We start from the raw sequence: 8,909 nt of genomic DNA, 5'->3' as shown, positions 1-8,909 counted from the left end.
GGGGGTGCTGGCGGGGGTGCGGTCGGCCCGGTCGACGGGTCGTAGGCGTACGGCGGCGGGTCCGCGCCTTCGGCTACCAGCTCCACGGTCCTCTCCTCTGCTCGATGTCCATCCACCGTACGGCTCCGCCACCGCGGGCGAGCTGCCCTTTCGACAACCATGAGGGGGTCACATGGCGCTCACCGCCCTGCCGATCAACGCCTCCGGCGGTAGTCCCGCCTACAGTGCGCGCCAGACCAGGCAGGCGTTCTCGGCGCTGATGATGCCCGGTGTGGGCCCGCTACGGACCCGGTCCGGGATGCGGCCGGGCGGCGCGCCGACCGTGACGGTGTCCTCGTCGACATGGACGGTCGGGCCGTTCTCGGCTGTCGTGGATGCCGGCGTGTCCACCATTCAGGCGCCGTACCTGGTCGCCTCCGACGCCAACGCGACCGGGTCGGTCACCGCCGCCGACGCAACGAACCCTCGCAAAGACATCCTGTACGTGCAGGTCAGCGACACGGATGAGGACGCGTCAGGGTCGCGGGCGGCGACAGTCGGCTACCTTGCCGGCACTGCCGCAGCTATCCCGTCCGCGCCGGCCACCCCAGCAAGGTCGCTGCTGATCGGCGTCATTGACGTACCGAAGGTCGGCGCCGGCAGCCCCGCGTTCACCGGCTCCGGGCTGTGGTTTGTGGCGGCCGGCGGGATCGTGCCTGTGCCGTCGCAGGCCGCGCGTGACGCACTGTCCGCCTACGCGGGCCAGGCGGTGTGGCGGCTGGACACCAACCAGGTCGAGATCTTCGACGGCACGAACTGGGTTTCGCCCCCGAGCTTCGGCGCCCGCGCGGTCGGCCTCAACTCGGCGATGGCCGCGACCAACATCACGGCGACGACGTACACGAGCGTTCCCCCGCCCAGCAGCGTCGGCTTCACGAAGAAGCGTGGCGACACGAACGTGAAGGTGACGCTGCAGCTGAGCTGGCGCTCGCCGGCGGTACCGCAAAGCGCCAAGTTCGCCGTGAACATCGCCGGCACCGACTACGACGTGTTCGGGATGGAGATCACCACCCCGGCGAACGCGCACACGCCGCCGTGTGGCGGGGTCACCATCATCACGGGCATTGCCGCAGGCGGACCGTACACCGTCCAGGTCCGCGCAAAGCGGGTGTCCACGCCGGCCGGCGGCGCCATCGTCTGCGACACCAACGACTGGATCTCGCTCGTGGTGGAGGAGGTCCAGGCGTGACCCTCAACGCCACGATCTATCGTCCTGGGAGGCCCCTATGGCATGGAGAGCCGCGCGTTCCCTGTTGACCCTGCACAAGCAGCTCAAGACCGGCAGCCGAGCCGCACCGCCCGCGACGAAGGCTGACGAGTGGGGCCTGATCGGCGACGCGGCCCACGACCCGACCTCGGACCACACCCCGCACAACTTCCCCGGCTGGGGCAACCAGATCGTTACCGCGGCCGACTTCCCCAACCGGCCCGACCTCGGGCTGGACGCGCACCGGGTCCTCGACGACATCCGGCGTTCCCGCGACGCCCGCGTCAAGTACGGCATCTCCAACGGGCAGATGTTCTCCAGCTACCCGGTCTCCGGGTACGCGGCGTGGGCGTGGCGGCCGTACAACCCCAAGAACGGCGACAAGCACTTCACCCACGGCCACCTCAGCGTGGTCGGCGACGCACGAGCCGACGGCACGAAGCCGTGGGCCACGATCGGCGCGCCCGCCGTGGCCGCCGCCACGAGAGATGAGGACGACGACATGGGCGCCAGCCTCGGCCCGATCACGATCAACGTCGACGGCACCACCTCCCTCAACATTCCCCCGGTCCAGGACGGCGCCGCCGACCCGCGCAGGGCCTGGTTCAACGCCAACAACGACACCGGCAACGCGCAGTACGCCCTGCGCCTGTGGCTGTCCAAGGGCGCCGCCAACCAGTGGGAGGCCTTCCCCGGCACCGGCGACAAGGGCCTCGTACTGCTCAACAGCGGGCAGCGGTACTCCGTCGAACTGCCGAAGGGGACCTCGGCCCTGTCGATCACCCGCTCGCCGGTCGGGCCGGGACCGGACGTGTACCGCGGGCACCTGACCTGCTGCATCGAGCGCGGCCCGGTCATCCCCGCGTCGGCGTAGGCGGACCGCGGCGGTGACCGGCCTGCAGCCGCCGCTGTGGCGGCGCGCCGTCGGATACTTCGCGTGGCGGTGGCTGACGGCGGCGCTGATCGTTCTCGTCGTCGGCTGGGACGGAGTCAGCCTCACGTTCTTCGGTGACGTCGGCTACCGCTCCAGCGCCTACACCCTGCTCCGCAACGTCAACCCGTGGGGCATGGCCGGCTACGGGCCGCCGCTGCTGGCCCTGTTCCTCGTCGCCGTATACGCATACGGCAGGCACCGCGGCGGGCGCGGCAAGTCGTACGTGCTGCTGCGGGTCACCCTGTCCACCGTCGCGGTCTGGTATACGGGCTGGACTGCCGGGATTGTCGGCTCCTGGTTCATCACCGGCGAGATCAGTTCCCTCGGTGTCGGGAAGTTGTTGTTCGTCGCCGTCGTCTGCGTCGTCCTGGCTCGGCTCACACCCACATCGCTACCGCCAGGAAAGAGGTGAACGGGTGTGGCCGGGCGCCCTGCTGCTGATCGATGCCGCCGCACCCGCATGGCAGCAGTACATCCTGCCGGCAGCGCTTGCCCTCGTCGGGGTTGTCGGGGCTGCCTGGCTGGCGCTGCGGGGCACGTTCAAAACGGCGTCGGTCAACCATGAGACCGAGTTCGACAAGCTCGTCCACGCCCGCATTCAAGCATTGGAGAAGCAGGCCGCCGAGAAGGATGCGCGGATCGAAGTTTTGACAGCCGATCGGGACCGCTACAGAGAACTGCACGCGCAGCTGCGACTCGACGTGATCGCCGCCGGGCTCAACCCTGACCAGCTGGGGAAGGGTGGCAGTGGTGCGGCACGCAACGCCCGACGACGAGACTGAGCGGTTGCATCCGCTCGCCACGGACCAGCCGGGCCTGATCCTGCACCGGCCGGTGGCGAAGTGGCGGCAGATCGCGATCATGTACGCCTTGTTGCCGCTGCTGTGCGCCGGGGTGGGGGCGTGGATCGCGACGCAGGTCGCGTACGCCAGGGCTGAGGCGCACACGGACCGTCGGATTGCCGCGCTCGAGCGGGACCTTGCGGAGCGGCGAGCGGCGAACACGAGCGCGAATGCGGAGCGGGACCGGCAGATCGCCGAGCTCCGCCGGCTCGTCTGCATCTTCGCCGATCATGCGCAGCCGCGGGACGCGCAGGTTGAGGAGGTCCGGGCCCGGTACGGCTGTACGGGCGGGCCGTATCCGGTGCCACAGTCGCCTCCGCCGTCGGCGCCGATCTCGGGCCGGCCAACGTCGGGGGTGCTGCCGCCGACGGCCCGGACGTCGTCGGTGATCGCGGTGCCGTCGCCGGCCGGCCCTCCGCCGCGCCCGTCGCCGAGCAGCGCCGGCCCGCTGCTGTGCGTGGATCTACCGCTGCTGCCGCGGGTCTGCCTGTGACCGGCAGGCGTCCGGGTGGCCGTCGGCGAGGGTGACGTCCCCGCAGGTCCGGCAGGTCCAGGTGTTGTGCCGCTGGTAGCGGCCGGTGCCGGGGTCGCACAGTTCGGTGCTGACGTGGACTTGGCGCGGGCCGAGCGGGTGGCCGTTGCGGCAGTGGGTGGGCGCGACGACCTCGACGCGGGGGCCGCCGTTGACGGGCCGCAGGTCACCGGGCCGATATCCCATGACCAGCAGTTTCGCACACGCGTTCGCATCGCCGTCAAGAATCGGGGCACCTTCATGCAGCACTTCACCACCGACGACCAGCTCGACAACTGGTTCGCGTACCACCGCCCGACGGGTGACGCCATCGCCGCCCACGAGCGGGTCCGGACCGAGTTCCGGGCGCTGGCCGCCACGCTGCAGGAGCTGATCCCGGAGTGCCCGGACAAGACCGTCGCGTTCCGGGCGGTCCGGGAGGCGATGTTCGCGGCCAACGCGGCGATCGCCTGCAACCAGCCGAGCCCGTCGTGACCCTGGAGTACGGCGACCCTGACGAGTACGAGCGGGAACTGACCACCGACGAGAAGCGCGCCCGCACGCCGGACACATGGGGCGGCGCTGTTCACCTCGGCCACGACGTCTACCTGCGCCGCGAACCGGAACGGCATGGCGCGGAGGCGTTCGGGTTCTGGCATTGGTGCACGCTCGGCGACCGGTGGGCGTACGCCGTCGCAGGGAAACACGACCTGATCGCCGACGAGCCGCTGCACCTGGAGCCGTCGATCCTGTGGCCTTGTTGCGGCAAACATGGCTTCGTTCGCGGAGGCGTCTGGGTCGAGGCCTGAACTGCCGCTACGCCCAGCCCCGGCGGGCCCCGTCGACAGTCACCACGGACTCGAAGTGTTGGCCGCTGCAGCCGTCGCGATGCGGCGTGCCGACAACAGCCTTGCACTCGCCGCACTGGCTCGGCACCCACAGTGCGCCGTCGGGCGTGTTGTGCGGGTCGCCTCGCCAGATTTCCGCGTCTTCCATCTCGCCACCTTACGACTCCGCCCACGCTGGCCGGGCGGTCACCACAGGCCAGAAAACACCAAAGGAGCACGTCATGGGAGATTTCCGCGTCGTCGTCGAAGCGGTCGGCGGCCACGGCTGCCAGCGGGAGAAGGGCACCGGCGAGACCGTCATCGGCTGCGACCGTCCCGGCTGCCCGGACTGTATGGCCCGCGAGTTCGTCCGCCGCCTCAAGCGGTCCGGGGCGACGGTGAAGAAGGCCGAGATCCAGCACTGGCCCGCCGACCTGCCCGGCTACACCGAAGAAGGCCAGGTCCACGACGACCTGCTCACCGGCGTCCGGACGGGCGAGTTCCCGGAGCGGGACCGCTACCTGGCGGCCGGGTCGTGAAGGTCCCCGGGCATCTGATGCGGGTCGGCCGGGTCCTCCACGAGGACGCCGACTTCGTGACGCTCGAGGTCGCCAAGTCCGACCAGCGGCAGCTGCGGGTTGAGGGCGGCGACCAGTTCCTCACCCTGCTGTTCGTCCACCAGGCGCAGACACGCCGCACGGCCCGCGCGCCGAGGCGTGGCTGCCCTGGGCGAACGACTGACCAGCACAACCGAAAGACGGCACGTGGCACATCGCGCAACCTCCCCCAACCCGTCTCCTGACAGGAGCACGCCCATGTCCGACACCGGCACCCCCGCAACCCCGCCGCCCGGCGCGCCGAAGGAACCGCTCCTCGCCGTCGGCTCCATCACCACCGTGGTCACCGCCGGGATCGCGCTGCTCGTCGCCTACGGCCTGCACATCTCCGACGGGCAGCAGGCGGCGATCCTCGGCTTCATCGCCGCGGCCGCCCCGCTCGTCGTCGCATTCTGGGGCCGGCTCAAGGTGTGGTCGCCGGCGACGGTCCGGGCGGCGCTGCTCGCCGCGGGCCCGCGCGAGCCGCGCAGGATGCCGTACGCCAGCCCGGGCGGCTCGACGGGCGGCAACCCGGTGGCACCGCTGGACGGGCCGTGAGCACCCGTACCGCGGTCGCCTGTCCGGAGCCGCCGCGGCGGAACGAGCCGGTGACGTGGACCGGCAACACGACCAGCAACACCACCAACGCATGGATGCGCATCAACATCAAGCGGTAAACTGCAACCGCGGCTCGCCTCCCCCGTGGCGGGCCGACCAGCATGAGAAACGCCCCCGTGGTCTTCGGACCCGGGGGCGTTTTTCGGCGTCTTCAGCCGGTGACCAGCCACAACGCAGCGCACGCCACGGTGACGACGGCCACGACCATCCTCCGGTCACGCCGGCGACGCACCCGCCACGCCGGCACCAGCGCCGCGGCGAGCAGCCCACCGATCGGGTAGGTCCGTCCCGGCACGTCCACCGCGACAGTCACCGCGTCCGCCCACCACAGCAGCAGCGTCACCGCCAGCCAGCCAGCGCCGAGTCCGGCTGACCAGTTGCGGAAGCGACGCCACGCCGGCGACAACCCGACCGGCCGCGCAACCACCTTCGGCGGCCAGCCGGCCGGGCCCACCGTGTCCTTCGCGGCCCAGTCGGGGCTGACGACGCCCCGCCGCCGGTCCCGCTCGGCGCGCTGCTCGCGGGCCGTCCACTGCGGGATCGCGTGCGGAGCGCCCTTCTGGTACTCGATGTTGTACAGCGGCTTCTCCGCCAGCACCGCGGACTCCTCGGCGGCCATCACGTCGGTCTTGCCGCAGAAGACACGCGGGTCGACGTGCGGATGTCCGACGATCGTGTCGCCCCACGGCTGGTCGTACAGATGCTCCAGGAACCGGACGAACGGTTGCCGGGCGGTCTCGCCGATGTAGCCGAGCACCACCCTGCCCGTCGCCGGATGCAGCACCATGACCCGGTAGAGCGCGCAGTCGCGCCGGTCGTCGCGGGGCACTGTGAACCGTGGGGTGAGCTTCACGTCTCGGCGCGCCCTTCGTCCCGGCCACTAGCCGCGACGGCGGTGACCACATGCCCCGACTTCAGGCACCTGGCCAGGTCTGTGGCGAGCTCCTGCGCGTCGCGTGCCGTCCACGGCGCCGGGGTGACGGTGGCCGTGAAGCACGTCGAGCCGTCACTGCTGTCGATGACGGCGATCTCGTAGGTGCTCACGACGTCACCTCCGGGAAGTCGACCCGCAGCACGTCGCGGTACTCGATCGAAACCTTGACCGGGTTGCCGTTCGGGTCGATGGCGTTGATGTCGGCACCCCCGCGGCGGCCCGACTGCCACACGTCGACAAACCTGATCAGCTCGTCGATACCCTCGACCATGCCGCAGTCGATCGTGATCCGCGTGCCGTTGTGCAGCGTGATCACTGCGATGCCGGCGCTCACGGCCCCACCTCGAACGGGCCGCGCTGCGACAGCTCCCGCCACTGCCGGAAGTCCTCGTACGGCTCGCCGTCCTCACCGGTGTGGCCGATGAAGCCCCACCACACGCCGTCGCGGGGCGTCCACGTCACGCCATGCCGGTCGGTGCGGGGACGGCCGTCGGTCGGCTCGACCGGATTCCAGTTCTCGATCACGACGACCTCCCGTGGAGGCGGTTGACGAGCGCCAGCCGGAGGTCTGCGACTTGCAGAATCGCGGCGAGAGCGTCCTTGTCGAAGTTGCTCTCGGCCCTTTACCGGCTGGATTCCTTCCCGGCGCAGAACCAGTAGAACCTCGCGTTCGAGCTTCTGAGCGAACCCGACTGGCAGGTCGGTTGCCAGTCGAACAACGGCGGCGTAGCCAGCTGCCCGATGAGCCGCGATGCGCCTACGACCGCTACCGGAGGTGATTCCGATCTTGACGCGCAGCGCAACTTGGTTCTCTACGACGTAGAAGACGTTCCACTCCTTGCCGGCGCAGGTCGCGCAGATCCCGTAACCCTGGTGAACATGTCCGGGTCTGGGTGCGGACTCGTGCCCAAACTGGCACCTCACCTTGTGCGGAATGTGGCTACCCAGCCACTGTTCTTCCAGGACGGTTCCGCCAAGTCCGGCAACACGCTCACGGAAGGACGTCCAGGCTTGTTCGGCGTCCACCCCGCCGCATGTCCGGCATCCCATCCGGCCCGGTTGAGCATTTCCGGGCTTGTGCCGAAATTCATGACCGGCGGCGCAGCGAACCCGATGGGCAGCGCGGGCGCCAAGCCACTCGCGTTCAAGAACTTCGCCGCCAGCGGCCCGAACGCGTTTCAAGAACGCTGCCCAGGCCTCAGGAGCCGAGCGCGCACAGGTGGCGCAGATTGCGCCGCCTCGCCGCACGTCTCCGGGCCGCGGTTTGCCCTCGTGACCCTCTGGGCACTGCACCAGGTGTTTGGCTGCGTCGCCTCTCCATGCCGGCTCAAGGACCTTCCCGCCGGCAAGTTCAACACGGAAGCGAAAGCTGGCCCACGCGGTTGGCTGGTCGAGGCCCGCGCAGATCCGGCAGATGCCGACGCCCTGCCTAACATGTCCGGGTCGAGGGTTGGACAGGTGCCCTGCGCTGCAGCGAACGCGATGCGGGGTGTCCTTACCGAGCCAATGCGGCTCCACGACTACCCCGCCGCGGGCAGCGACACTTTCTTGAAACCGCCGCCAAGCAGCCGCAGGGTCTCGACCCGCGCAGGTGCGACAAATGCCGACGCCTCGTTGGACGCTGGTCGGATGCGGTCGGCTCTCGTGCCCGTTGCGGCAACGGATGCGGTGGGGAGCTCCGGAGCCTAGCCACGTCGGCTCCAGGACCGTGCCGCCGAGTTCCTCGACCCGAGCGCGGAAGGCATTTTCCGCGGCGATCGCCTTGGCCTGATTGTTCATCTCGTCCGTCCGTGGAGTCGGTCGAGCGCAGCGAAGTACTCAGGGGAACCAGATGGATGGCAGTCGCACGGTGTGTGGGTGCAGAGGACGCAGCGGACAGCGCACGCGTCGATCGCGCCGGCGGCGTAGGCGTCGAAGTCCGGCGACCACACGGCGCCGAGCTGGTTGACGGCCTCGACCGGGTCGCTCACGATGCCTCCAGGCGGACCGCGGCCAGATCGCCATGGTCGATGACGATCGACTGCCGGGTGCCGTCGATGTCCGCGTCGACGAACCGGGACTCTCCCGGCAGGTGCGCCGCTTCGGCGAACCGGCGCAGGTCGGCGACCCCCTGGGCGGTGTCCGCCGTGATCGTGATCGTCGACTCGTCCAGGTACGTGATCAGTGCGGTCGCGGTCATCGGGCCACCGCCTCGAAGCGGCAGCCGGGACGATGCCCATGACCCCACTCGCAGCCGACGGCTCGGATCCGCCCGTCGTTGACCATTCGGCATACGGCGATGTTGAACCGGGCGGTCTCGTAGCCGTCAGTCGTGAACGACTCCAGGTCGGCCCAGTCGGCCGGCCCGTGATGCAGCCTCTGGGCAATCCCGATTTCGATGGTGCCGGTCTCGTGACTCATG

At 70.0% G+C, this 8,909-nt stretch carries 21 protein-coding genes; 10 read left to right on the top strand and 11 right to left on the bottom strand.

Annotated elements, in window-relative coordinates; all coding sequences use genetic code 11:
* Positions 1 to 219: 219 nt before the first annotated feature.
* The gene (locus tag ACQEVU_RS58235) at positions 220 to 393 is read right to left on the bottom strand and encodes a hypothetical protein (RefSeq protein WP_433339824.1); all 174 of its coding nucleotides are present in this window, start codon (positions 391 to 393) and stop codon (positions 220 to 222) included.
* Between ACQEVU_RS58235 and ACQEVU_RS58230 the strand changes: the two genes are divergently transcribed.
* Genes ACQEVU_RS58230 through ACQEVU_RS58210 form a run of 5 tightly spaced genes read left to right on the top strand, consistent with a single transcriptional unit; the run spans position 383 to position 3,515 of the window.
* Positions 383 to 1,228 (top strand): hypothetical protein, encoded by an 846-nt coding sequence (locus ACQEVU_RS58230; protein WP_433339823.1) that lies wholly within the window; start codon positions 383 to 385, stop codon positions 1,226 to 1,228. The genes ACQEVU_RS58235 and ACQEVU_RS58230 overlap by 11 nt on opposite strands.
* Positions 1,229 to 1,265: 37 nt before the next feature.
* Positions 1,266 to 2,120 (top strand): hypothetical protein, encoded by an 855-nt coding sequence (locus tag ACQEVU_RS58225; protein WP_433339822.1) that lies wholly within the window; start codon positions 1,266 to 1,268, stop codon positions 2,118 to 2,120.
* 13 nt (positions 2,121 to 2,133) lie between these two features.
* Positions 2,134 to 2,592, top strand: coding sequence for a hypothetical protein (locus ACQEVU_RS58220; protein WP_433339821.1), 459 nt, complete (start codon positions 2,134 to 2,136; stop codon positions 2,590 to 2,592).
* A 4-nt stretch (positions 2,593 to 2,596) separates the two neighbouring features.
* Positions 2,597 to 2,962, top strand: a complete 366-nt coding sequence (locus tag ACQEVU_RS58215) for a hypothetical protein (RefSeq protein WP_433339820.1) — start codon at positions 2,597 to 2,599, stop codon at positions 2,960 to 2,962.
* Entirely contained in the window at positions 2,931 to 3,515 is a 585-nt protein-coding gene (locus tag ACQEVU_RS58210; RefSeq protein ID WP_433339819.1) for a hypothetical protein, read from the top strand. The genes ACQEVU_RS58215 and ACQEVU_RS58210 overlap by 32 nt, the downstream gene beginning before the upstream one ends.
* Here the strand turns inward: ACQEVU_RS58210 and ACQEVU_RS58205 are convergent.
* Positions 3,486 to 3,740 (bottom strand): hypothetical protein, encoded by a 255-nt coding sequence (locus ACQEVU_RS58205; RefSeq protein WP_433339818.1) that lies wholly within the window; start codon positions 3,738 to 3,740, stop codon positions 3,486 to 3,488. The two genes, ACQEVU_RS58210 and ACQEVU_RS58205, sit on opposite strands and share 30 nt — an antisense overlap.
* 54 nt (positions 3,741 to 3,794) lie before the next feature.
* Here ACQEVU_RS58205 and ACQEVU_RS58200 point away from each other — a divergent pair, with 54 nt between their 5' ends.
* Entirely contained in the window at positions 3,795 to 4,028 is a 234-nt protein-coding gene (locus ACQEVU_RS58200; protein ID WP_433339817.1) for an Acb2/Tad1 domain-containing protein, read from the top strand.
* Positions 4,025 to 4,342 (top strand): hypothetical protein, encoded by a 318-nt coding sequence (locus tag ACQEVU_RS58195; protein ID WP_433339816.1) that lies wholly within the window; start codon positions 4,025 to 4,027, stop codon positions 4,340 to 4,342. Before ACQEVU_RS58200 ends, ACQEVU_RS58195 begins: the two co-directional genes overlap by 4 nt.
* A 7-nt stretch (positions 4,343 to 4,349) precedes the next feature.
* Here the strand turns inward: ACQEVU_RS58195 and ACQEVU_RS58190 are convergent, their stop codons facing one another.
* The gene (locus tag ACQEVU_RS58190) at positions 4,350 to 4,529 is read right to left on the bottom strand and encodes a hypothetical protein (RefSeq protein WP_433339815.1); all 180 of its coding nucleotides are present in this window, start codon (positions 4,527 to 4,529) and stop codon (positions 4,350 to 4,352) included.
* A gap of 73 nt (positions 4,530 to 4,602) precedes the next feature.
* Between ACQEVU_RS58190 and ACQEVU_RS58185 the strand changes: the two genes are divergently transcribed.
* Positions 4,603 to 4,899 (top strand): hypothetical protein, encoded by a 297-nt coding sequence (locus ACQEVU_RS58185; protein ID WP_433339814.1) that lies wholly within the window; start codon positions 4,603 to 4,605, stop codon positions 4,897 to 4,899.
* Here ACQEVU_RS58185 and ACQEVU_RS58180 read toward each other — a convergent pair.
* Positions 4,878 to 5,039, bottom strand: a complete 162-nt coding sequence (locus tag ACQEVU_RS58180; protein WP_433339813.1) for a hypothetical protein — start codon at positions 5,037 to 5,039, stop codon at positions 4,878 to 4,880. The two genes, ACQEVU_RS58185 and ACQEVU_RS58180, sit on opposite strands and share 22 nt — an antisense overlap.
* Positions 5,040 to 5,175: 136 nt before the next feature.
* On the opposite strand from ACQEVU_RS58180, the gene ACQEVU_RS58175 reads away from it, so the two are divergent.
* Together ACQEVU_RS58175 and ACQEVU_RS58170 are read left to right on the top strand one after the other, a co-directional pair.
* Positions 5,176 to 5,514 (top strand): hypothetical protein, encoded by a 339-nt coding sequence (locus ACQEVU_RS58175; protein WP_433339812.1) that lies wholly within the window; start codon positions 5,176 to 5,178, stop codon positions 5,512 to 5,514.
* Positions 5,511 to 5,633, top strand: a complete 123-nt coding sequence (locus ACQEVU_RS58170) for a hypothetical protein (RefSeq protein WP_433339811.1) — start codon at positions 5,511 to 5,513, stop codon at positions 5,631 to 5,633. The genes ACQEVU_RS58175 and ACQEVU_RS58170 overlap by 4 nt, the downstream gene beginning before the upstream one ends.
* A gap of 92 nt (positions 5,634 to 5,725) precedes the next feature.
* Here the strand turns inward: ACQEVU_RS58170 and ACQEVU_RS58165 are convergent, their stop codons facing one another.
* The 7 genes from ACQEVU_RS58165 to ACQEVU_RS58135 all read right to left on the bottom strand — a co-directional run bounded on the left by ACQEVU_RS58165 (position 5,726) and on the right by ACQEVU_RS58135 (position 8,908).
* Positions 5,726 to 6,427, bottom strand: a complete 702-nt coding sequence (locus ACQEVU_RS58165) for a hypothetical protein (protein WP_433339810.1) — start codon at positions 6,425 to 6,427, stop codon at positions 5,726 to 5,728.
* The gene (locus ACQEVU_RS58160; RefSeq protein WP_433339809.1) at positions 6,424 to 6,618 is read right to left on the bottom strand and encodes a hypothetical protein; all 195 of its coding nucleotides are present in this window, start codon (positions 6,616 to 6,618) and stop codon (positions 6,424 to 6,426) included. Before ACQEVU_RS58160 ends, ACQEVU_RS58165 begins: the two co-directional genes overlap by 4 nt.
* On the bottom strand, positions 6,615 to 6,842 hold the full coding sequence (locus ACQEVU_RS58155) for a hypothetical protein (RefSeq protein ID WP_433339808.1): 228 nt from the start codon (positions 6,840 to 6,842) through the stop codon (positions 6,615 to 6,617). Before ACQEVU_RS58155 ends, ACQEVU_RS58160 begins: the two co-directional genes overlap by 4 nt.
* Entirely contained in the window at positions 6,839 to 7,033 is a 195-nt protein-coding gene (locus ACQEVU_RS58150) for a hypothetical protein (protein ID WP_433339807.1), read from the bottom strand. Before ACQEVU_RS58150 ends, ACQEVU_RS58155 begins: the two co-directional genes overlap by 4 nt.
* Before the next feature lie 1,250 nt (positions 7,034 to 8,283).
* Positions 8,284 to 8,478 (bottom strand): hypothetical protein, encoded by a 195-nt coding sequence (locus ACQEVU_RS58145; RefSeq protein WP_433339806.1) that lies wholly within the window; start codon positions 8,476 to 8,478, stop codon positions 8,284 to 8,286.
* Positions 8,475 to 8,687, bottom strand: a complete 213-nt coding sequence (locus ACQEVU_RS58140) for a hypothetical protein (RefSeq protein ID WP_433339805.1) — start codon at positions 8,685 to 8,687, stop codon at positions 8,475 to 8,477. The genes ACQEVU_RS58145 and ACQEVU_RS58140 overlap by 4 nt, the downstream gene beginning before the upstream one ends.
* Positions 8,684 to 8,908 carry a hypothetical protein gene (locus ACQEVU_RS58135; protein ID WP_433339804.1) on the bottom strand — a complete coding sequence of 75 codons (225 nt, stop codon included), beginning with the start codon at positions 8,906 to 8,908 and terminating at the stop codon, positions 8,684 to 8,686. Before ACQEVU_RS58135 ends, ACQEVU_RS58140 begins: the two co-directional genes overlap by 4 nt.
* Position 8,909: the final 1 nt, after the last annotated feature.

This window comes from Dactylosporangium sp. CA-139066, from assembly GCF_050936175.1.
Lineage (GTDB): Bacteria > Actinomycetota > Actinomycetes > Mycobacteriales > Micromonosporaceae > Dactylosporangium.
This window is presented reverse-complemented; position numbering and strand designations above follow the sequence as displayed.

What these genes read in the sequence shown, in the direction of transcription:
- ACQEVU_RS58235 (WP_433339824.1), bottom strand. Translation starts at nt 393, where the DNA reads ATGGTGGACACGCCGGCATCCACGACAGCCGAGAACGGCCCGACCGTC.
- ACQEVU_RS58225 (WP_433339822.1), top strand. Translation starts at nt 1,266, where the DNA reads ATGGCATGGAGAGCCGCGCGTTCCCTGTTGACCCTGCACAAGCAGCTC.
- ACQEVU_RS58205 (WP_433339818.1), bottom strand. Translation starts at nt 3,740, where the DNA reads ATGGGATATCGGCCCGGTGACCTGCGGCCCGTCAACGGCGGCCCCCGC.
- ACQEVU_RS58200 (WP_433339817.1), top strand. Translation starts at nt 3,795, where the DNA reads ATGCAGCACTTCACCACCGACGACCAGCTCGACAACTGGTTCGCGTAC.
- ACQEVU_RS58190 (WP_433339815.1), bottom strand. Translation starts at nt 4,529, where the DNA reads ATGGAAGACGCGGAAATCTGGCGAGGCGACCCGCACAACACGCCCGAC.
- ACQEVU_RS58185 (WP_433339814.1), top strand. Translation starts at nt 4,603, where the DNA reads ATGGGAGATTTCCGCGTCGTCGTCGAAGCGGTCGGCGGCCACGGCTGC.
- ACQEVU_RS58175 (WP_433339812.1), top strand. Translation starts at nt 5,176, where the DNA reads ATGTCCGACACCGGCACCCCCGCAACCCCGCCGCCCGGCGCGCCGAAG.
- ACQEVU_RS58140 (WP_433339805.1), bottom strand. Translation starts at nt 8,687, where the DNA reads ATGACCGCGACCGCACTGATCACGTACCTGGACGAGTCGACGATCACG.
- ACQEVU_RS58135 (WP_433339804.1), bottom strand. Translation starts at nt 8,908, where the DNA reads ATGAGTCACGAGACCGGCACCATCGAAATCGGGATTGCCCAGAGGCTG.